The 19,656-nt window shown below is 66.2% G+C and carries 18 protein-coding genes; 4 read left to right on the forward strand and 14 right to left on the reverse strand.

Annotated elements, in window-relative coordinates; translation table 11 throughout:
• Nucleotides 1-5 precede the first annotated feature (5 nt).
• Together kdsB and adk are read left to right on the forward strand one after the other, a co-directional pair.
• The gene (gene kdsB / locus VVD47_RS20325) at nucleotides 6-779 is read left to right on the forward strand and encodes a 3-deoxy-manno-octulosonate cytidylyltransferase (RefSeq protein ID WP_327605354.1); all 774 of its coding nucleotides are present in this window, start codon (nucleotides 6-8) and stop codon (nucleotides 777-779) included.
• A gap of 42 nt (nucleotides 780-821) precedes the next feature.
• Nucleotides 822-1,475, forward strand: coding sequence for an adenylate kinase (gene adk / locus VVD47_RS20330; RefSeq protein WP_327605355.1), 654 nt, complete (start codon nucleotides 822-824; stop codon nucleotides 1,473-1,475).
• 66 nt (nucleotides 1,476-1,541) lie between these two features.
• On the opposite strand, the gene VVD47_RS20335 is transcribed toward adk, so the two are convergent.
• Nucleotides 1,542-3,242 (reverse strand): sensor domain-containing diguanylate cyclase, encoded by a 1,701-nt coding sequence (locus VVD47_RS20335; protein ID WP_327605356.1) that lies wholly within the window; start codon nucleotides 3,240-3,242, stop codon nucleotides 1,542-1,544.
• Nucleotides 3,243-3,479: 237 nt separating this feature from the next.
• Here VVD47_RS20335 and VVD47_RS20340 point away from each other — a divergent pair, with 237 nt between their 5' ends.
• Entirely contained in the window at nucleotides 3,480-4,403 is a 924-nt protein-coding gene (locus VVD47_RS20340; RefSeq protein WP_327605357.1) for a CobD/CbiB family protein, read from the forward strand.
• A gap of 44 nt (nucleotides 4,404-4,447) precedes the next feature.
• Here VVD47_RS20340 and miaA read toward each other — a convergent pair whose 3' ends face one another.
• A complete protein-coding gene (gene miaA / locus VVD47_RS20345) occupies nucleotides 4,448-5,437 on the reverse strand; it encodes a tRNA (adenosine(37)-N6)-dimethylallyltransferase MiaA (RefSeq protein ID WP_327605358.1) in 990 nt (329 codons plus the stop codon).
• Between the two features lie 16 nt (nucleotides 5,438-5,453).
• Between miaA and VVD47_RS20350 the strand changes: the two genes are divergently transcribed.
• On the forward strand, nucleotides 5,454-6,356 hold the full coding sequence (locus tag VVD47_RS20350) for a TraB/GumN family protein (RefSeq protein ID WP_327605359.1): 903 nt from the start codon (nucleotides 5,454-5,456) through the stop codon (nucleotides 6,354-6,356).
• Nucleotides 6,357-6,401: 45 nt separating this feature from the next.
• Here VVD47_RS20350 and VVD47_RS20355 read toward each other — a convergent pair whose 3' ends face one another.
• The 12 genes from VVD47_RS20355 to VVD47_RS20410 form a co-directional block, all read right to left on the reverse strand.
• The gene (locus tag VVD47_RS20355; protein ID WP_327605360.1) at nucleotides 6,402-7,622 is read right to left on the reverse strand and encodes an EAL domain-containing response regulator; all 1,221 of its coding nucleotides are present in this window, start codon (nucleotides 7,620-7,622) and stop codon (nucleotides 6,402-6,404) included.
• A gap of 17 nt (nucleotides 7,623-7,639) precedes the next feature.
• The gene (locus tag VVD47_RS20360; protein WP_327605361.1) at nucleotides 7,640-8,695 is read right to left on the reverse strand and encodes a protein-glutamate methylesterase/protein-glutamine glutaminase; all 1,056 of its coding nucleotides are present in this window, start codon (nucleotides 8,693-8,695) and stop codon (nucleotides 7,640-7,642) included.
• The gene (locus tag VVD47_RS20365) at nucleotides 8,692-9,180 is read right to left on the reverse strand and encodes a chemotaxis protein CheD (RefSeq protein WP_327605362.1); all 489 of its coding nucleotides are present in this window, start codon (nucleotides 9,178-9,180) and stop codon (nucleotides 8,692-8,694) included. Before VVD47_RS20365 ends, VVD47_RS20360 begins: the two co-directional genes overlap by 4 nt.
• 62 nt (nucleotides 9,181-9,242) lie before the next feature.
• A complete protein-coding gene (locus VVD47_RS20370) occupies nucleotides 9,243-10,055 on the reverse strand; it encodes a CheR family methyltransferase (RefSeq protein WP_327605363.1) in 813 nt (270 codons plus the stop codon).
• 47 nt (nucleotides 10,056-10,102) lie between these two features.
• On the reverse strand, nucleotides 10,103-10,657 hold the full coding sequence (locus tag VVD47_RS20375; RefSeq protein WP_327605364.1) for a chemotaxis protein CheW: 555 nt from the start codon (nucleotides 10,655-10,657) through the stop codon (nucleotides 10,103-10,105).
• A 12-nt stretch (nucleotides 10,658-10,669) separates the two neighbouring features.
• Nucleotides 10,670-12,277: a methyl-accepting chemotaxis protein gene (locus VVD47_RS20380; protein WP_327605365.1), complete on the reverse strand. Its 1,608-nt coding sequence runs from the start codon at nucleotides 12,275-12,277 to the stop codon at nucleotides 10,670-10,672.
• Between the two features lie 38 nt (nucleotides 12,278-12,315).
• Complete coding sequence (locus tag VVD47_RS20385; RefSeq protein ID WP_327605366.1) at nucleotides 12,316-13,962, reverse strand: methyl-accepting chemotaxis protein; 1,647 nt, start codon at nucleotides 13,960-13,962, stop codon at nucleotides 12,316-12,318.
• Nucleotides 13,963-14,014: 52 nt separating this feature from the next.
• On the reverse strand, nucleotides 14,015-16,204 hold the full coding sequence (locus tag VVD47_RS20390; RefSeq protein WP_327605367.1) for a chemotaxis protein CheA: 2,190 nt from the start codon (nucleotides 16,202-16,204) through the stop codon (nucleotides 14,015-14,017).
• A gap of 3 nt (nucleotides 16,205-16,207) precedes the next feature.
• Nucleotides 16,208-16,525 carry an STAS domain-containing protein gene (locus tag VVD47_RS20395; protein WP_327605368.1) on the reverse strand — a complete coding sequence of 106 codons (318 nt, stop codon included), beginning with the start codon at nucleotides 16,523-16,525 and terminating at the stop codon, nucleotides 16,208-16,210.
• 10 nt (nucleotides 16,526-16,535) lie between these two features.
• The gene (locus tag VVD47_RS20400) at nucleotides 16,536-16,904 is read right to left on the reverse strand and encodes a response regulator (RefSeq protein WP_327605369.1); all 369 of its coding nucleotides are present in this window, start codon (nucleotides 16,902-16,904) and stop codon (nucleotides 16,536-16,538) included.
• Nucleotides 16,905-16,925: 21 nt separating this feature from the next.
• Nucleotides 16,926-18,071 (reverse strand): methyl-accepting chemotaxis protein, encoded by a 1,146-nt coding sequence (locus VVD47_RS20405; RefSeq protein ID WP_327605370.1) that lies wholly within the window; start codon nucleotides 18,069-18,071, stop codon nucleotides 16,926-16,928.
• Nucleotides 18,072-18,357: 286 nt separating this feature from the next.
• A complete protein-coding gene (locus VVD47_RS20410) occupies nucleotides 18,358-19,449 on the reverse strand; it encodes a TRAP transporter substrate-binding protein (protein WP_327605371.1) in 1,092 nt (363 codons plus the stop codon).
• Nucleotides 19,450-19,656: the final 207 nt, after the last annotated feature.

The following is a 19,656-nucleotide window of genomic DNA, read 5'->3' on the forward strand; positions in this document are numbered from 1 at the left end:
TTCCCATGAACAGATTCAAGCTCGTCATTCCGGCGCGTTACGCGTCCAGCCGCCTGCCGGCCAAGCCGCTGGCCGACATTGCCGGCAAGCCGATGATCGTGCGCGTGATGGAACGCGTGGCCGATTGCGGCGCCGATGAAGTGTGGGTGGCGACCGATCACGCCGGCGTGGCCGAAGCCGTCACCGCGGCGGGCGGCAAGGTGGTGATGACGCGCGCCGACCATCCGAGCGGGACCGACCGCCTCGGCGAGGTGGTGGACCAGCTCGGCTGGGGCGACGACAGCATCGTGGTGAACGTGCAGGGCGACGAGCCGCTGATCGATCCCGCCATCGTGCGCGACGTGGCGCTGAGCCTGGCGGACGACGCGACGGCCAGTATCGCCACCGCTGCACATGCCATCGACAGCATCGAGGAGTTCCTCAACCCGGCCGTGGTGAAGGTGGTGCGCGATGCGCAGGGCCATGCCCTGTATTTCTCGCGCGCGCCGATGCCCTGGCCGCGTGACGCATTTGGCAAGGGCGTCGCCACGCAGGGGCCGATGCCGGCCGGCACGGGCGCGCTGCGCCATGTCGGCCTGTATGCTTACCGCGCCGGTTTCCTGCGCGCCTACGGCCGCCTCGCGCCGTCGCCGCTGGAAGGCATCGAGATGCTCGAACAACTGCGCGCGCTGTGGCATGGCCACCGCATCCGCGTGGAACTGCTGGCCCATGCGCCGGCAGCCGGCGTCGATACGCCGGAGGACCTGGAACGGGTCCGCAGGTTTTTTTCGCAGGGCTGAGTCTCTGCCCCACCACCAATCAAAAAAGGGAGGCATCACGCCATGCGACTCATTCTTCTTGGCCCGCCGGGCGCGGGTAAAGGGACCCAGGCGAAGTTCATCGCCGAACGCTATGGCATTCCGCAGATTTCCACTGGCGACATGCTGCGTGCTGCAGTGAAGGCCGGCACGCCGCTGGGCCTCGCCGCCAAGGCGGTGATGGATGCCGGCCAGCTGGTGTCGGACGAGCTGATCATCAACCTCGTGAAGGAGCGCCTGGCGCAGCCGGACTGTGCCAAGGGCTACATGTTCGACGGTTTCCCGCGCACCCTTCCCCAGGCCGATGCACTCAAGGACTCCGGCGTGGCGCTGGACGTGGTGCTCGAAATCGCCGTGCCGGACGCGGAGATCGTCGAGCGCATGAGCGGTCGCCGCGTGCATGCGGCTTCCGGCCGCACATACCATGTGCGCTTCAACCCGCCGAAGGCCGAAGGCAAGGATGACGAAACCGGCGAACCGCTGGTACAGCGCGAGGACGACAAGGAAGAGGTCGTCAAGAAGCGCCTGGACGTGTATCACGCGCAGACCGAGCCGCTGGTGAAGTACTACAGCGACTGGGCCACGACGGGTGACGACAAGGCTCCGCGCTACGCCAACATCTCGGGCCTGGGCAGCGTGGACGAGATCACCGCACGGGTGTTTGCCGCCTTGGGCTGATCGACTGTCGAGGCAAATGAAAAAGGGGCGCGCCGGCGCCCCTTTTTCATTTGTCGGCGAGCCTCTTCACGAACGGGCGCGCAGCTGTTTGCGACTGGCCTTGTGCTCGTACATGCGGGCGTCCGCCAGCGTGACGAGGCCTGCCGCATCCTTTGATTCCGGAGCGAATGCGATGCCGTAGCTGATGCCGGCTTCGGCGAAACCCCCGCTGACCAGATGCTTCTCGATGTCGGCGAGATTGGTGCGCAGGCGCGCTTCATGCTGGCTGCGCGCGATGATCGCGAACTCGTCGCCGCCCAGCCGGAATACTTCCCCCACTTCGCCGCAGCGTCGCTTGAGTCCTTCCGCGAAGCGACGCAGCAGGTCGTCGCCCGTACTGTGGCCGTGGCGATCGTTGATGGTCTTGAGGCCGTCCAGGTCGATCAGCACCAGCAGTTGCGCATGGTCCGCACCGGCATTACCGAACTGGAAGCGGTCGTCGAGATGGCGGTCGAAGGCGTAGCGGTTGCCGATGCCGGTCAGCGCATCGGTATGCGCCAGGGCCAGCGCCTCGTTCATCTGCGCGAGATAGGCGTCCTTTTGTTCGGACAGCAGCTTGACGCGGTCGGCCAGCGCGAAGGCCAGCAGCAGGCCGTCCAGGGTGCCGCCCATCAGTGTGAACAACTCCGCATTGCGGACCAGTTGCGGCAGCAGGCCGACGTTCGCCGGCAGGATGATGAGGCCCGGAATCAGCAGGGCGACGAAGGCCAGCACGAAGTAGCGCGCCGGGCGGAAGCCGCCGCGCCAGCTCACGATGCCCGACACCAGCGCCATGACCAGCCAGATGGTGATGACGACGGTCGCCAGGCTGTGCGCATAGGGCATCGCCAGGAAGCACGACGGCAACAGCAGCAGCGGCACCACCAGGTTGAAGCGGCTGGCCTTCTCCAGTTTCGGATAGTGGCGACCCAGGTGCAGGAACTCCCGGTAGAACATGGTGTTCAGCACCGGCAGCAGGAAGAAGGGCACGTAGTGCCAGCGCAGGTCGTGGAAGCCGATCATTTCCGCCGGCACGTGGAACACCATGCCCCAGCCGGCGGCGTAGCACAGCATGTAGGCGGCATACCAGAGCTGGCTCCGGTCCTGCGTCGAGAAAGCCGCGAAGGTGTAGAAGATCGACAGCGACAACAGGGTGCCCAGGCAGCCGATGATGATCAGGTTCTCGATCAGCACGCGGTAGCGGTAGGACTCCACCTCGATGAACTCGAAGCGCGGGTAGGAGCGGAAGTAGGGGCTGGCGAAGCGGATCAGCACCTGCTTGCTGACACCCGGTTCCAGATACACGTGCTGGCCGTAATGCAGCATGAAGGGATGGCGGTTGCGGTAGCCGGACGTGATCGACTGCACGCGCCCGCTCTCCGCGTAGATGCGGGCCTCCAGCCGGTCGATCAGGGTGTTGCTGCCATCCAGCACCCACTCCGTCGGCGAGGTGTCGTTGCGGATCTCCAGGTACAGCCAGTAGTCGCCGCCAAGCAGATCGACACCGTCGACGGGTTGCTGGCGCGCGAGCCAGCCGGGCAGTGCGTCGAGGCTGGCGGGAAAGTTGTCATCGGGCCCGGCGCGGAACAGCCTGCCCTTGTGCAGCAGGTCCTGCTCCGCCATCGCACTCAGTGCGAGCTCGTTGCCGGACGTCGCCGCGACGGCCTGGGCGGCTGGCAGCAGCCAGATCGCCATGGCCAGGATGCAGATGCCTCCGGTGGCCGCCAGGCGGAAAAAAACACTCAGCAAGAAACGTCTCCCCCGGTTTGAAGCGTGCAGGACTGCGCCGTGCAGATGCCTGGTTGCGTACCCGTCTGCGGTGCGGCTGACAATGCCTGAGAACTATTACTAAAGTAATAGAAGCGCGGCGTATTCTGAGGCCGCAGGATGATACCGGTCGAGCGTCTTCCCGAAGACGATGTGCTATCGTTCATGGCCTTCAAGAGCCACGCTGGCGCAGTTGCCAGACAATCCACCCCCGCTCGCATGACGCTGATCTCCCTCGTCCTGGCGCTCGCCCTGGAGCAATTCCGCCCGTTCAACGCGGCCCGCTTCCTGTACCAGCCTCTGGTGGTCCTCAGCCGTTTCTTCGAGGACCGCTTCAACGATGGCCGGGCGGCTCATGGCGTACTGGCCTGGTGCCTGATGGTGTTACCGCCGGTGATCCTCACGGCGCTGCTGCATTTTTTTCTGTATACCGTCAGCCCGCTGCTGGCCATGGCTTTCAACGTAGCGGTGCTTTACTACACCTTCGGCTTCCGTCACGCCAGTCACTTTTTTACCCGGATTCATGCAGCGCTGCGAGCGCATGAACTGGATCGGGCCCGCGAGCTGATCGGACTGTGGCGAAAACACCTGCATGATCGCAGCCCGAGCAACGAGGTGGCGCGCCTGACCATCGAGGAAGCGCTGCTCGGCGCACACCGCCAGGTTTTCGCGATCTTCATCGTCTTCCTGATCCTGCCCGGCGCCAGCGGCGCGGTGCTGTACCGGATGTCCGAGTTCCTCTCCCGTCACTGGGGGGAGCGCACCGATCACGAGATCGGCGACTTCGGCACGTTCGCACGCAAGGCTTTCTATGTCATCGAATGGTTGCCGGCGCGCATTACCGCGATGGCATTTTCGATCGTCGGCGATTTCGAGGATGCGGCCTATTGCTGGCGCACGCAATCGACGAGCTGGCCGGACCGCAATGCCGGCATCCTGCTCGCCAGCGGCGCGGGTGCCCTGGGGGTCCGCCTGGGTGGGCCGATCCACCAGAGTGGCGAGATCGTCGAGCGGCCCGAGCTGGGCGCTGGCGACGACGCCGATGTCGACTTCCTGCAAAGCACCGTCGGGCTGGTCCGGCGTACCGTCGTGCTCTACGTGGGGGTGCTGGTGTTCATGGGCATCTCCCGCATGGCGGGCTGAAGCAAGGACAGGGCGAGACAAGGCGAGTAGGGCGAGGCCGGACCTCAGCGCATCCACCAGCCCTTCACCGTTGTCTCCACTCGCGTCACCGCGTCCGCTTGCAGGCTGTCGATTTCAACCAGGTCGGGCCACTGCTCGCGGAACTGGCGCAACCAGGTGATCTGTCGCTTGGCGAGCTGGCGGGTGGCGGCGACGCCGCGCTCGCGCATTTCTGCCGCATCCACCTCACCTTCGAGGTAGTCCCACATCTGCCGGTAGCCGACGCAGCGCATCGAGGTCATCTCGGGGCGCAGCGTGTAGCGCGCGCGCAGGCCGCGTAGTTCGTCTTCCAGGCCCGCCATCAGCATGGCGTCGAAGCGGCGTGCGATCGCCGCATGCAGGACGGCGCGATCCGAGGGTTGCAATGCGATCGGCAGGTAGTCGATGGCCGGGCCGGCTTCTTCGCGGCGGGCGTAACTCTCGGCGAGGGGACGGCCGGTCAGGCGCACGATCTCCAGCGCACGCTGGATGCGCTGCGCGTCGGTGGGGTGCAGGCGCGCGGCGGCGTCCGGGTCCAGCCGGGCCAGCTCGGCATGCGCGGCCGGCCAGCCCTCGCGTGCGGCCAGCGCGTCGATGTCGGCACGTAGGGCGGCGTCCGCCTGCGGCAGATCGGACAAGCCTTCACGCAGCGCCTTGAAGTACAGCATGGTGCCGCCCACCAGCAAGGGCAGGCGGCCACGGGCGGAAATCTCGCCGATCAGGCGCAGCGCGTCGTCGCGGAAGCTGGCTGCCGAATAGGCTTCCTCCGGGCTCACGACGTCGATGAGATGGTGCGGGCAGGATGCCAATTCGGCGGCGTCGGGCTTGGCGGTGCCGATGTCCATGTCGCGGAATACCAGCGCGGAGTCCACGCTGACGATTTCCACCGGCATACTGCGCGCCAGCGCCAGCGCCGCAGCGGTCTTGCCGCTGGCCGTGGGGCCCATGAGCAATACCGCGCGCAACTCGGGCTCGGCGTTCGTCGCAGCGACCGGCGAGGGTGCGGACGCGGACATTGATGAGGATGGGGACATGAAGAGAATGTCGGGATGGCGCGTGTTGCTGGCAGTCTGGCTGCTGGTCTGTGGCGCAGGTGTCCAGGCGGCGGGAGAGCGGCTCTCCTTGTGGGAGGTTACGCCGACCGCTGCGGGGGCACGCGGCAAAGTGTACCTGTTCGGTTCGATCCACGTCTGCGGCAATGTCTGCTACCCCTTGTCCCGCAGCGTGACGCGCCGCTTCGAGGCGGCGCCCACGCTTGCCGTGGAGCTGGACCCCCTCAGCCCGGACGTGTCCGCCCGCATGATGAAGGAGGCGCAGCTGCCGGCAGGCCAGAGCCTGAGCGACCGGATGAGCAGCGCGGACCGTCGCCGTTACGAACAGGTCATGGCGCGCCTGGGCCTGCCGGGCGAGGTCTTCATGAACATGAGGCCGTGGATGGTCGCGACGGTGATCACGCTGATGGCGGCCGAGCAGGAGGGCTATTCGGCGACGCAAGGCATCGACATGTGGTTCGTGTCGCGCGCTCGCGAATCAGGCAAGCGCGTGCTGGAGCTGGAGACGGCGGAGCGTCAGCTCGCGGCGCTGACCGGTGGCAGCGAGGCGGAGCAGATCGAACAGCTGCGCGTCACCTTGCAACTGGTCGAGCGTAGCCAGATGAAGCCTTACTTCGACCGCATGCGCACGGCATGGCAGACCGGCGACATGGCGGCACTGGACGCCGTGATGTCGGAGACCATGTCCGGTGATTCGTCCTGGCGTGAAGCCCTGCTGGACCGACGCAACGAGGAGATGGTGGTCACCATGGCGCAATGGCTGGCGCGCGGGGAGACGGTGTTCGCGGTGGTTGGCGCCGGCCACATGATCGGCGACAAAGGGCTGCCCGCGCTGCTGGCTGGCAAGGGCTACAAGGTGCGCCAGCTCGCCGACGGCGAGTGACAAGCTCTGGCAGGTTGACTCTGGCGTTGCGGTGCCGCCCTGGCGTCAGAACGTCGGCAGGCGCGCTTCGGCTTCTGTGATGACGGCAGGCAGTTCGTCACCCGGCACCGGGCGCGACACCAGGTAACCCTGGCACAGGTTGCAGCCGAGGTCGCGCAGCAAGGCCCAGTCCTCGCGGGTTTCCACGCCCTCGGCCACGGTGGTCATGCCGAGGCGGTGGCCCATCTCGATGGCGGATTCCAGGATGGTGCGCAGGTGCGGCCGGCGGTGGGCGCCATCGACCAGCGAGCGGTCGATCTTCAGTTCCGAGAACGGTACCTGTGACAACTGCTGCATCGACGAGAAGCCGGTGCCGTAGTCGTCGATCGCCAGCCCGAAGCCACGCAGGCGCAGGCGCAGCAAGGTCCGCAGCGCGGCGCTCTCCTGCATCATCGCGCTCTCGGTTACCTCGAACACGATCTGGTGGGAATCGATCTGCGCCGCCTCGGTGCGCTGGATGATCGCGTCGGCCAGCAGCTTGTCGCCCAGCGAGGTCGGCGACAGGTTGATCGCCACCGACAGGTGCCGGCCGCTGGCATTCCAGGCGTTGAGGCGGACCAGCACCTTGTCGAGGATGGTCAGCGTGAGGTCGGGCATCAGGCCCTCGCGCTCGGCCAGTTCGATGAAGCTCGCCGGCGGAATCGGCGGCTGGCCGGGCACCACCCAGCGGGCCAGCGCTTCGGCGCCCTGCACGCGGTGAAGATGCAGGCTGCTCTTCGGCTGGAAGAACGGAACGATGTGGTCACTGGCCAGGGCATTGCGAAGATCGGCAATGTCGACCTGCACGGCCTTCGGGCCCGGCACGGCAGGCGTGGCGGGAAACAGGTTCTCCAGCCCGGCCAGCAGGCCGGCGAGGCCTGCCTCGGTGACCGGCTTGGGCAGGGCGCCGAGCATGGGCAGGCCCATCGCATGGATCATCGCCTGCACCGAATCGAGCATCATGGATTCGCGACCGCTGGCCACGATGAGGGCCGGCTGGCTGTCCAGCCCGGCGATGTGATGGATCAGTTCGATGCCGTCCATCATCGGCATCTCCAGGTCCACCACGATGACCGACGGCATGGGCGACAGCGTATGCAGCCGCGCCAACGCCACGTAACCGTCGTTGGCCTCGGTGATGCGGGTGACCCCGATCTTCCGCAGCACGTCGATGGTGTAGGCGCGCTGGACGTCGCTGTCGTCCACCACCAGTACGCCACCGGTCAGCAGTTTCTGCGGAAGTTGCATGCTTGCGCCCAGGCCTCTCAGCGTCCGTAGCGGACGATGTGTTCGGGAATCGCGTCCAGACCGACCACGTCCTTGACGCCGCCGTGCTTGATGGCTTCCTTCGGCATGCCGAAGACCACGCAGCTTTCCTCGTCCTGCGCCAGCGTGAGCGAGCCCGCGTCCTGCATCTCCTTCATGCCGCGCGCGCCGTCGTCACCCATGCCGGTCATGATGATGCCCAGTGCATTCGGCCCGGCGCTTTTGGCGACCGAGCGGAACAGCACGTCCACCGAAGGCCGGTGGCGGGACACCAGCGGGCCATCCACCACTTCCACCAGGTATTGCGCGCCGCTGCGCTTGACCATCATGTGGCGGCCGCCGGGCGCGATGAGTGCGCGGCCGGGCAGGATGCGGTCGCCGTTGGCGGCTTCCTTCACCTCGATCTGGCACATGGTGTTGAGGCGGTCGGCGAAGCTGCGGGTGAACTTCTCCGGCATGTGCTGCACGATCGCCAGGCCGGGCGCGGTACGGGGCAGGGCCGGCAACACGACTTCCAGCGCTTGGGTGCCGCCGGTGGACACGCCGATGGCGACGATGCGTTCGGTGGTGCGGGCCATCGCCTTCGAAGCCGTCGGCGCAGCGAGGATGGCATCGGCAGAGAGCTTGGGCGCCACCTGGCGCACCTGCAGGCGGCGCGGGTTGGAGGCGGCAGCGGCGCGGATCGCGGCGGCCAGTTCGTCGTCGTTGCCACGCAGGAAGTCGCTGACGCCCAGTTGCGGCTTGGTGATGATCGCGACGGCGCCGGCTTCCAGCGCTTCCATGGTGATCTGCGCGCCCTTTTCGGTCAGCGATGAACAGATGACCGTGGGCGTCGGGCGCTGCTGCATGATCTGCTTCAGGAAGGTGATGCCATCCATGCGTGGCATCTCGACATCGAGCACCAGCACGTCCGGCCATTCCTGCTGCATGCGGGCCAGCGCGAAGATGGGATCGGATGCCGTGGCGATGACCTTGATGTCAGGGTGCTGCTTCAGGACTTCCTGGATCACCTGGCGGACCACGGCGGAGTCATCCACCACCATAACGCGGATCATGTAGCCGCCTCCCTGAAGGGTTTTGGAAAGTGGGCATTGCGGTGACGCATCCAGGCGTCGCCGGTACCGATGTTGAAGCGCAACTCGCGGTAGCCGTTGCCGCCGACATGCTCGTTGGCGATCTGCACGCCCACGTTGTGCAGCAACTCGCGCACGGAGGCGATGTTGCGCGCCCCCATGTTGGCGAACTCGTGCGAGAACACGCGCGCACCGCCGAAGACCTTGCATTCGCAGTCCACCGCCGCCACGCCCTGGGCGGCCAGCGCGACGCTCATCTTGACCCAGGCTTCGTCGGCGAAGCGTGCGTCCAGCCCGCGCCGTCCCGGCGGCAGGTTGCGCGCCGGCAGCACGATGTGGCACATCGCGCCGATGCACCGCTGCGGCTGCCACAGGGTGATCGCCACGCAGGAACCAAGCAGCGTGCGCAGCTCGTCCCTGTCGCGACCGATGGCGATGTGCCCGGGGGAGATGTTGATGACTGCCATGTGGGGTCTGCTTCGCTACCTTGTCCGGTTGACCCGGGGTTCCGGGCCGGGTTGCATGCTCGTCATGCCAGCCGCCTGTAGGCGGCCTTGCCCACGCGTTGCAGCGGCAGGTCGTGGGTGTGCAGGGCTTCGGCATGGCCGACAAACAGGTAGGCACCGGGACGCAGGCGCTCGCACATGCGTTCCAGGATCTGCATCTTGGCGTCGGGCTCGAAATAGATGAGCGCGTTGCGCAGGAAGATCACGTCGAACATGCCCATCGCTGCGCCGTCGTGCGTCAGGTTGTGCTGCATGCACTGCACCCGCGCGCGCAGGTTCCGCTCGATCAGGAAGTTGCCGGCATAGTCGCCCTTGCCACGCAGGCAGTAGCGTTGCAGGTAGCCATGCGGCATGTTCTCGATGCGCTGGAGCGGGTACAGCGCGCGGCGGGCGCGCGTCAGCGCCCGGCTGGAAATGTCGCTGGCGACGATGTCCCACTTCGGGTCCTCGCGTTCATCGGCGAGCGTCATCGCGATGCTGTAGGCCTCCTCGCCGCTGGAGCAGGCGGCCGACCACACCCGCAGCGATCCATTTGCGAGCGGCCCCTTGATGAGCTGCTTCAGCAGCGCGAAATGTGCCGGCTCGCGGAAGAAATAGGTCTCGTTGGTCGTCAGCAGGTCGACCATGCGCTGGTGCTCGTCGCCGTGGTGGCGGTTCTGCACGTAGCTGCAGTAGGCGTCGAAGTCGGGCAGGCCCAGGTGCTCCAGCCGCGTGCGCAGGCGTGAGGCGATCAGGGTCTGCTTGTTGACGGGCAGGTGGATGCCGCTGGCCTGCTTGAACAGGGTGCACAACTGTCGATACGCGCTGGGGCTGAGTGCCTGCGTGGTGTCGAGCATATGTCTGCCTGGAAGTGGGAGAGTGGCCGGCGGCTGCGTGTCGGTGATCAGTGGGTGCCCTGTGCCGGGCCCGGTGCAACGTGCGCGGCGCTGATCAGGTTTTCCAGTTCGTCGGGCGACAGCACGTTGCTGACGTCCAGCACCACGACGAAGCGGCCGCCCAGGTTCAGCATGCCGGCCACGAAATCGGCACGCAGGCCGGCACCGAAGCCGGGGCGCTGCTCGATCTGGTTCGGGTCGACTTCCAGTACTTCGCTGACCGTATCGACGATCACGCCGAGCGGATGCACGCTGTCCTCGATGTTCACTTCCACGATGACGATGCAGGTGCGACGGGCGATTTCGGTGGCCGTGCGACCGAAGCGCACCGACAGGTCGATCACCGGCACCACCGCGCCACGCAGGTTGATGACGCCCCGCAGGAAGGCCGGCGTCAGCGGAATTTCGGTGAGGCCCGGGAACTCGATGATCTCGCGGATCGGCGCGATGGGCAGGGCGAAGAGCTCGTTGCCCAGCGTGAAGGTCAGGTACTGCTGCGTGCCCATGGCCTGGATGCCGCTGTGCGGCTTGCTGGAGGCGGTGGGCAGATTGGCGCTGCTCATGAGGGTGACTCCTCAGAAACGTTCAAAGGTGGCGGTGGCGGATTCTTCCCGTTGCGCCCGCGCGTGGGGCGGCGCAACGCGGCGGACAGGGCCGCCTTCGGTGCGGAAGAACTGCATCAGTTGCTGCAACTGGATCGCCGAGGAACTCATCTCCTCGGCCGTCGAAGACAGTTCCTCGGCCGCCGAGGCGTTGGTCTGGGTGCTCTGCGACACCTGGTTGATCGCGGTGTTGATCTGTTCCAGACCGGCACTCTGTTCGCGGCTGGCGGCGGAGATTTCCTGCACCAGGTCGGCCGTGCGGGTGATCGACGGCGTCAGTTCGCTGAACAGGCTGCCGGCGCGTTCCGCCAGTCCCACCGAGCTGCTGGCCACGCCGCTGATCTCCTGCGCGGCCACCTGGCTGCGCTCGGCCAGCTTGCGCACTTCGGCCGCGACGACGGCGAAGCCGCGGCCGGCCTCGCCGGCGCGGGCCGCCTCGATGGCGGCGTTGAGCGCCAGCAGGTTGGTCTGGTAGGCGATGTCGTCGATGATCCCGATCTTCTCGGCGATCAGCTTCATGGCGGCCACCGTCTCGCGCACGGCCTTGCCGCCGTCGCGCGCGTCCTGCGAAGACCTGGTAGCGATGCCCTCGGTGATCTTCGCGTTCTCGGTGTTCTGGGCAACGGTGGAGGAAATCTGCTCCATCGAGGCACTGGTCTCTTCCACGCTGGCAGCTTGCTCGGAGGCGTTTTGCGACAGTTGCTGAGCGGAGGAGGAAAGCTCTTCGGAGGCCGAGGCCAGCGAGTCGGCGGAGCTGCGCACCTCGCCGATGACCTGCCGCTGGCGCTCCACCATGCCGGCCATGGCGGCCAGCAGGCTGGTGGTGTCGCCGCGTTCCAGCTGCACGTCCACCGTCATGTCTCCCTGTGCGACGCGGCTCACCACCTCGCGGGCGTAGTCCGGTTCGCCGCCCAGGCTGGCGAACAGGCGGCGCAGCACCACGACGACGATGGACAGCGACAGCAGGACGCCGACGATGGCGACGCCGCCGTTGATGCCCAATGCATTGCGGTAGTCGCTGTCGGTGCGGGCGCGCTGGGCTTCCATCAATGCGGTGGCGGACTGCTCCATGCTGGCGACCAGCTTGTCCATGCCGCCGGCGGTGGCGCGGTCGATCCCGCTGACCAGGCGGTCGACTTTCTTGCCCGCGTCCGGGTCGCGCGGGTTGAAGCTCCGCAGCGCTTCGCGATACTTGCTGCCGAGTTCGCGATGGTCGGCCACCAGCTTGTCCAGTTCGGCGGTGGGCAGGTCCAGCTCGCCCATCGTCGTGCGTGCGCTGGCCAGCGAGGCCTGCACCTTCTTCTCGGCAGCATCGAAGCGGCCGGCGTATTCCTCGAAGGCCCTGGCGTCATTGCCGCGGATGAGGATGTTCTTCCACTCCTGCACCTGGGTCTTGAAGCCGGTGAGGGCGGACTCCACCTCGATGACCGCGGACAGCGTCATGCGGGAGTGATCGGTCGTGCGCAGCACGCCCTCCTTGAAGCGGGTGAGCTGATACACGCCCAGCAGGACCAGCGCGACCATGAAGCCGATGGTCAGCGTGGCCATGCAGAGCATGCGGAAGCGCAGGGTCTTGGGCATACAGGACCTCTTCTCGGGGACGGTGCCGTCGCAGCCTGTCAGAAGCGCTCGAAGGCGGATTCGTCGATGTCGCTGTCGGTGTGGAGTGCCGCGCGCGAGGGCAGGCTGCTCCGGCCGACGTTGCGTGCGGCAGGCGCATGGCGCACCGGCTTGCTGCGTTGCTGGGCATCGGCCTCGGTGCGGAAGAACTGCATCGTCTGCTGCAGGCTGATGGCCTGTGAGCTCATCTCTTCGGCAGTGGAAGAGAGCTCTTCCGAAGCCGAGGCATTGGCCTGGGTGGTCTCCGACACCTGGTTCACCGCGGTGCTGATCTGTTCCAGGCCGGCGCTCTGCTCGCGGCTGGCAGCGGAGATTTCCTGCACCAGGTCCGCGGTGCGGGTGATCGAGGGCACCAGTTCGGAGAACAGGGCGCCTGCGCGTTCAGCCAGGTTCACCGAGTTGCCGGCCACGCTGCTGATCTCCTGCGCGGCCACCTGGCTGCGCTCGGCCAGCTTGCGCACTTCGGCGGCCACGACGGCGAAGCCCTTGCCATGTTCGCCGGCACGGGCCGCTTCGATGGCGGCGTTGAGCGCTAGCAGGTTGGTCTGGTAGGCGATGTCGTCGATGATGCCGATCTTCTGCGCGATCTGCTTCATGGCCGATACGGTCTCGCGCACGGCTTCGCCACCCTCCTTGGCGTCCTTGGCGGACTTGGAGGCGATGCCGTCGGTGATCTTGGCGTTCTCGGTGTTCTGCGACACGGTGGCGGAGATCTCCTCCATCGAAGCGCTGGTCTGCTCGACGCTGGCCGCCTGTTCCGATGCGTTCTGCGACAGCACCTGGGCGGAGGATGACAATTGCTCGGAGGCCGAGGCCAGCGCGTCGGCAGAGCCACGCACTTCACCGATGACCTGCGTGAGGCGGCTCAGCATGTCGCTCATGCTGGCGAGCAGGCTGGTGGTGTCGCCCTTCTTCAGCTCTACCTTCACCGTCATGTCGCCCTGCGCGACACGGCGCACCACGTCACTGGCGTAATCCGGTTCGCCGCCCAGCTGGCGGGTGATGATGCGGGTGACCAGCAGGCCCAGTGCGATGGCGAGCGCCATGGCAACCGCCACGATCGTCATCGTCACCGTGCGGGCGTCGTTCTCCGCGACGTCGGCCTGCGCGGCGGCCTCGTCCGCCTGCTTGGCATTGTCTTCCACGATGCCGGTCAGTGCCTTCTGCATGACATCGAAGGCAGCACGCGTGTCGCCGTTGGACAGCGCCGCGGCATCGTCGCGTTTGCCTGACACGGCCAGCTCACGCACCTTCTCGTTGAGCGACAGGTACTTGGCCTTCTGGTCGTCCAGCGCCTTGTTGAGTTCGACCTCGGTCGTGCTGAGATCGGTCTTGCGGTATTCGGTCATCGCCTTCTCGAACGCGGCCCAGTGATTGCCGGCGCGCTTGGCGGTCTCGTCGATTTCCTGCGGGTCGCGCATCGATGGCAAGCGCGCATACGCGCGGTTGTGCGCACCGAGTCGATAGGTGGCCTCGCCCAGATCCTGGATCGATTTCAGGTTGGTGGTGTAGATGTCGTCGGCAATCTGCCCCAGCATCGAGATGCGGGTCAGGGCATAGACGCCCACCACGGCGGTCAGCACAGCGCAGCTCAGGAAGGTAAGCAGCAGCTTGTGGGCCAGTTTCATGCGCAGGAACCAGTTCATTTTCTTCTCCAGCAGTGCGACGGCGAGTCGCGGTACGGATCGCGGTCCGGGTTCAGTTGGACAGCAGGCGGTTGCCGCTGCCGGTATGTTCGTGACGCTCGTTGCTGACAGCGACGAGAGTGGGTACGTCGAGGATCAGGGCCACCGAGCCATCGCCCAGGATGGTGGAGCCGCCCAGTCCCTTGACGCCGCGGAACAACTGTCCCAGCGGCTTGATGACGGCCTGGAACTCGCCCAGCAGGCGGTCGACCACCAGGCCGGCACGGTGATGGCCGTACTCGACGACCACCAGGCTTTCGCGCATGCCGGCAGGGGCCGGCGGCAGGTCGAAGACTTCGCGCAGGCGCAGGTAGGGCAGGGGGTCGCCCCGTAGGTTGACGATGCGTTGCGAGCCGCTGGACGCACTCATGTCGGCGCATTCCACCACCATGTCCAGCGGGATCACGAAGACCGAATCGGCCACCGAGACCTGGAAACCGTCGATGATCGCGAGCGTCAGCGGCAGGCGGATGCGGAAGGTGGTGCCCACGCCCTTCTGGCTGCTGATCTCGATCTCGCCGCGCAACTGTTCGAGGCTGCGCTTCACCACGTCCATGCCGACGCCGCGACCGGACAGGTTGGTGACTTCTGCCGCGGTCGAGAAACCGGGCGCGAAGATGAGTTGATGGATCTCCGCGTCGGTGAGCGAGGCGTCCGGCGCGATCATGCCGCGCTCGATCGCCTTGGCGCGGATGCGCGCGGTGTCCAGGCCGCGGCCGTCGTCGCCGATCTCGATCACGATGCAACCGGACTCGTGGTAGGCGTTCAGGCGGACCTGGCCGGTGCTGGGCTTGCCGGCGGCTTCGCGCTCATCCATCGAGTCGATGCCGTGGTCGATGGCGTTGCGCACGATGTGCAGCAGCGGGTCGGAAAGCTTCTCCACCATCGACTTGTCCAGCTCGGTGTCGGCGCCGGTGACGATGAGGTCGATCTTCTTGCCCAGCTCCTGTGACACGTCGCGCACCACGCGCGGAAAGCGCTGGAACACTTCGCCGATGGGAATCATGCGCAGGTTGAGTGCACGGTCGCGGATCTGCTCGACCAGGCCGCCGACTTCGCCCAGCGCTTCGGACAGCACGGCGTTCTTGCTGCGGTCGGCGAGCAGGCGTGCGCCGGCGCTGGCGATGACCAGCTCACCCACCAGGTTGATGAGGCTGTCGAGCTTGCTGGCCTCCACCTTGATGACGCGTTGTTCATGGCTGCGGCGCTCATCGCCCTGGCGCTGCTTCGACAGTGCGGCGGCCACTACCGGGGCCTGCACCATCTGCTCCTGGATCAGCAGTTCGCCCAGGCGCGGCGTGCCCTGTCCGGCCTCGGCCGAACCGGCCTGCAGGGCCAGCACTTCGTCCAGCTCGTGCTGGGTCAGCGTGCCGCCTGCCACCAGGATGTCGCCGAGGCGCTGGCGTGACTCGGGCTGCGCATCGATCATCGCGATGTAGTCGGCGACGCGGGCGCGCGGCGGCAGGATGCGTACCCGTGCGTCATCGCGCACGAATTCGAAGACGTTCTCCAGCGTCTGCTTGTCCACGTCGGCCAGCAGGTCGATCTCGAAGCCGAGGTAACAGCTCTCGGGGTCGAATTCGGCGGCGTTCGGGATGTGGTCGGTAATCGTGTAGAGATAGACGATGCGTCCCAGCCGCCCGAGGTAATGGATGAAGGACATGGGGTCCATGCCCATGCGCAGCACATCCGGCCCGAAGCGCAGCGACAGGTGCCAGTTCTCGTTGCTCACCTTGGTGCTGTGGTCGTCGCGCTCCACCGGCGTTTCCGTGGTCTGCAGGCTGGTGGAGCCGGTTTCCTTCGTCTCCGGCTCGTTGCCGAGCATGGCGTTCAGCGTGGCCAGCAGGCTCTCGCGGTGTGCCGGATCGGGGTCTTCGTTCTCCAGGCCGGCTTCCACCGCGTCGATCAGGCGTGACAGGTAGTCGCCGCTGCGCAGCAGGGTGGACAGCATGTCCGGCGTCAGTGGCAGGCTGTCGTTGCGGACGCGATCCAGCACGCTTTCCATGACGTGCGTGAAGCTGACGATGAGGTCCAGCGCGAAGAGGCCGGCCGAGCCCTTGATGGTGTGCGCGGTGCGGAACACGGCGTTGATGCGTTCCAGCGACGGCCCTTCGGATTCCATGTCGAGCAGGGCGGCTTCCATCGCGGCGATGAGTTCGCGCGACTCCTGCACCAGTGCATCGCGTGCGGCGGACAGGTCCATGGTTCAGCTCCAGACGATGGCGGCAGGCGCACCCAGTGCCGCACCAAGGTTCAACAGGTCGAGCACCTGGGTGACGGCCTGGCTGTGCCCCACCCAGCTGACCTGCTTGCTGGCGCGTTCGGCCTCGTTGCGCAGCATCATGAGCAGCTGCACGCCCGCGCTGTCGATCTCGCTGATGCCGGCCAGATCCACGTCCAGCTTGTCGCTGGCCGCCAGCCGGTCAAGCAGCACGTCCTTGATGTCGCTGGCATGCATGATGGTCAGCTCACCCTCCAGCGCTAGCACCCCGAGGCGCGGCTCTGCATAGTTGAATCCGCTCATCCCGGGCTCCTCAGGGCATGACCAGCTTGGCGACGGCGTCGAGCAGGGCCGGCGGCTGGAAGGGCTTGACCACCCACGCGCGAACGCCGGCTTCGCGGCCTTCCTGCTTCTTCTTTTCGTCGCCTTCGGTGGTGAGCATGATGATCGGCGTGAACTTGTAGGTCGGCAGGGCCTTGGCGGCCTTCACGAAGCTGATGCCGTCCATGTTCGGCATGTTCACGTCGGAGATGATGAGGTTGTACTTGCGCCCGTCCAGCTTGGTGAGCGCGTCCTTGCCGTCCACCGCTTCCTCGACCGTGTAGCCGGCGCCGCGCAGGGCGATGGCCAGGGTCTGGCGCAGTGAGAAGGAGTCGTCGACGATGAGGATGGTCTTGCTCATGGTGGTATGCGGGAAGCGTGGCTAGAAGAAGGAGATGTCGGACTTCGCGCTTTCTGCCGCACCGCCGCCGCTGCCTTGGTGCACCCGCACCTGGTCCAGCATCGTGTAGGTGCGCGACAGTTCGTCGAGCCAGGTCTGTGCGGCGGGCACCGGCAGGGCCGGGTTCGCGGCACGGTTGCGCGAGGTGTCCGCCAGCTTGTCCATGTCGGCCAGCACGTGGTCCAGGATCTGGTGCACCCGGTCCTGGAACTGCAGGTTCACCAGCACCTGTCCGATGTCGCTCTGCACGGCGCGGTGCTTCTCCTGCAGGCTGCTCAGGGACTGTTGCATGGCCTGCGCGGTGGCGTTGAAGCGGGACACGATCTGTTCGGCCGTGGCGCGGGAGGTGTCCAGCGCGGTGGTCTCGTTGCGCGCGAATTCTTCCGACAGCGACAGGGCGTGCGCGATGGCGCCGCCCACCGTGTCCACGGTGGTCTGGATGCGCTTGCCGGTCTCGCCGGACTGGGTGGAGAGCTTGCGCACCTCGTCGGCCACCACGGCAAAGCCGCGGCCGGCTTCACCGGCACGGGCGGCCTCGATGGCGGCATTCAGGGCCAGCAGGTTGGTCTGCTTGGCGATGTTGGCGACCTCCTCGGCCATGCGGCTGAGGTCGTCGGTGTGAGCAGCCACGCCGGCTACGGCATCCACCAGCGTGGCGCGGAAACGCTGGGCATGGGCCAGCGTGTCCATGATCTGGTGCAGGCCGTGTTCGGCGTCGCCGATGGCTTCGAGCGCGACTGCCTCCGGGTTGCTGTTGTCGTCGCCGCGGGCCATGCGCTGCGACAGCGAGCCGAACCCGCCGGCCAGCTCGTCGATGGCCTGCTTGATCTGGTCCTGTGCGGATACGACATGCCGATGCCACAGCGGCACGACGTCGCCCACCAGGCTGGGGAAGGCGGTATCGGCAACGCTGGCGGAACCGGGGTCGCCGGGTTCGTTACGTACGTCCTGGTCGGCGCCTGCGGGAGCCGTGCCGGCCAGCCAGCGGCCTGCGACCAGCAGGGCGCCAAACACCACGACCCCCAGGATCAGGCCCTGCCACCAGGGCTTGACCAGCAAGCTGGCAGCGACGGCGTTGAGCACGCCGATGACGAGAAAGGCACGGGTCTGGGTGGAAGGCTGCGTCATGAAGGTTGTCCTGGAACAGTGCGCTGGCGGTCTTGCATGCCCTGCGAGCACGGAATTCCCGAGTCGGGTTGGGGAATCTGGGTGGCAATGAGCATTACGGCACGCCGACCCCCGGCCTTTAATCCATCTGGTATAGGTAGGACTACCCAGAGCCAGGTGACACAAGGGTTTGCGGTCGTATGCCCGAAGGGGCAGGTGCCACCAGTCCCGGGGCCGAATTGGTATGCGCGTTAACGAAAAACCCCGTCACGCGGACGGGGTTTTTTGCATACATCACCGTATGGTTTCAGCGACGGCTCGGCTGGCTGTAGACGAAGTCATCGAAGGTTTTCTCCGCCACGCGGAACCACAGGTACTCGTCGTCCCGGAATTTCTTCCAGGGCGCGTAGATCTTGGCGAAGCGCGGGTTGCTCTTGGCCGTCTCCTCGTAGGTGTCGAAGGATGCCTTCATCGCAGCAACCATGACCTCCTTGGGGAACTGACGCAACTGCGTGCCGCTGGCCACCAGGCGACGCAGTGCCGCGACGTTGCGCACGTCGTAGCGGGCCTGCATTTCCACGTGGGCGTAGGCGCAGGCGTCCTGCAGGATGGCCTGGTACTCCTTGGGCAACTCTGCGTACTTCTTGCTGTTCACGTACGCAGAGATCTGCGGACCACCTTCCCAGAAGCCCGGGTAGTAGTAGTACTTGGCCACCTTGTTGAAGCCCAGCTTCTCGTCGTCATAGGGGCCGACCCATTCGGTGGCGTCGATGGTGCCTTTCTCCAGCGCGGGGTAGATGTCGCCACCGGCGATCTGCTGCGGCACCAGGCCCAGCTTGGTGAGCACCTGGCCGGCGAAGCCGCCGATACGCATCTTCAGGCCCTGCAGGTCCTTGACGCTCTTGATCTCCTTGCGGAACCAGCCGCCCATCTGCACGCCGGTGTTGCCGCAGGGGAAGTTGACGACGTTGTATTCCTTGAAGAAGTCGCGCATCAGCTCCATGCCGCCGCCTTCCCACATCCACGCCGATTGCTGGCGGCTGTTGAGGCCGAAGGGGATGGCCGCGTCGAAGGCGAAGGTCGGGTCCTTGCCGACGAAGTAGTAGCTGACCGTGTGGCACATCTCGACGGTGCCGTCCTTCACCGCGTCCAGCACGCCGAGCGCAGGGACGATTTCACCGCCGGAGAAGACCTGGATGTCGAACTTGCCGCCGGTTGCCGCGCGCACGTGGTTGGCCATGGTCTCGGCACCACCGTAGATGGTGTCCAGGCTCTTGGGGAAACTGGACGCGAGGCGCCACTTGATGTTGGGAAGACTGGACTGGGCGATGGCGGGGGCGGCGACTGCACCAGCTGCCAGGCCGGCGCTGGCGTGCTTCAGGAATGAACGACGTTCCACGGTCTCTCCTTGTGTGGGGTGGGTGATGCCGGAGGAATTATAGGAGGCGGCCGGAACCGGCCCAAACGGGAAAACCCGCATGACGCCTTGGTTTGCGGGGAGTCAGGAAGACGCGGAGGCGCTCCAGGGGATACGCAACATGCAAAGGGTGCACGCAAGGTGCGCGCAAAAAGGAAAGGGCCCCGCAGGGCCCTTCGTCATGCTGTG

It is taken from the genome of Uliginosibacterium sp. H1, from assembly GCF_036017065.1.
GTDB lineage: Bacteria > Pseudomonadota > Gammaproteobacteria > Burkholderiales > Rhodocyclaceae > Uliginosibacterium.

What these genes read in the sequence shown, in the direction of transcription:
- VVD47_RS20350 (WP_327605359.1), top strand. Translation starts at nt 5,454, where the DNA reads ATGAAGAGAATGTCGGGATGGCGCGTGTTGCTGGCAGTCTGGCTGCTG.
- VVD47_RS20405 (WP_327605370.1), bottom strand. Translation starts at nt 18,071, where the DNA reads ATGACGCAGCCTTCCACCCAGACCCGTGCCTTTCTCGTCATCGGCGTG.
- VVD47_RS20390 (WP_327605367.1), bottom strand. Translation starts at nt 16,204, where the DNA reads ATGGACCTGTCCGCCGCACGCGATGCACTGGTGCAGGAGTCGCGCGAA.
- VVD47_RS20380 (WP_327605365.1), bottom strand. Translation starts at nt 12,277, where the DNA reads ATGCCCAAGACCCTGCGCTTCCGCATGCTCTGCATGGCCACGCTGACC.
- VVD47_RS20340 (WP_327605357.1), top strand. Translation starts at nt 3,480, where the DNA reads ATGACGCTGATCTCCCTCGTCCTGGCGCTCGCCCTGGAGCAATTCCGC.
- VVD47_RS20365 (WP_327605362.1), bottom strand. Translation starts at nt 9,180, where the DNA reads ATGGCAGTCATCAACATCTCCCCCGGGCACATCGCCATCGGTCGCGAC.
- VVD47_RS20370 (WP_327605363.1), bottom strand. Translation starts at nt 10,055, where the DNA reads ATGCTCGACACCACGCAGGCACTCAGCCCCAGCGCGTATCGACAGTTG.
- kdsB (WP_327605354.1), top strand. Translation starts at nt 6, where the DNA reads ATGAACAGATTCAAGCTCGTCATTCCGGCGCGTTACGCGTCCAGCCGC.
- miaA (WP_327605358.1), bottom strand. Translation starts at nt 5,437, where the DNA reads ATGTCCGCGTCCGCACCCTCGCCGGTCGCTGCGACGAACGCCGAGCCC.
- VVD47_RS20395 (WP_327605368.1), bottom strand. Translation starts at nt 16,525, where the DNA reads ATGAGCGGATTCAACTATGCAGAGCCGCGCCTCGGGGTGCTAGCGCTG.
- VVD47_RS20400 (WP_327605369.1), bottom strand. Translation starts at nt 16,904, where the DNA reads ATGAGCAAGACCATCCTCATCGTCGACGACTCCTTCTCACTGCGCCAG.
- VVD47_RS20355 (WP_327605360.1), bottom strand. Translation starts at nt 7,622, where the DNA reads ATGCAACTTCCGCAGAAACTGCTGACCGGTGGCGTACTGGTGGTGGAC.
- VVD47_RS20375 (WP_327605364.1), bottom strand. Translation starts at nt 10,657, where the DNA reads ATGAGCAGCGCCAATCTGCCCACCGCCTCCAGCAAGCCGCACAGCGGC.
- VVD47_RS20385 (WP_327605366.1), bottom strand. Translation starts at nt 13,962, where the DNA reads ATGAACTGGTTCCTGCGCATGAAACTGGCCCACAAGCTGCTGCTTACC.
- VVD47_RS20360 (WP_327605361.1), bottom strand. Translation starts at nt 8,695, where the DNA reads ATGATCCGCGTTATGGTGGTGGATGACTCCGCCGTGGTCCGCCAGGTG.
- adk (WP_327605355.1), top strand. Translation starts at nt 822, where the DNA reads ATGCGACTCATTCTTCTTGGCCCGCCGGGCGCGGGTAAAGGGACCCAG.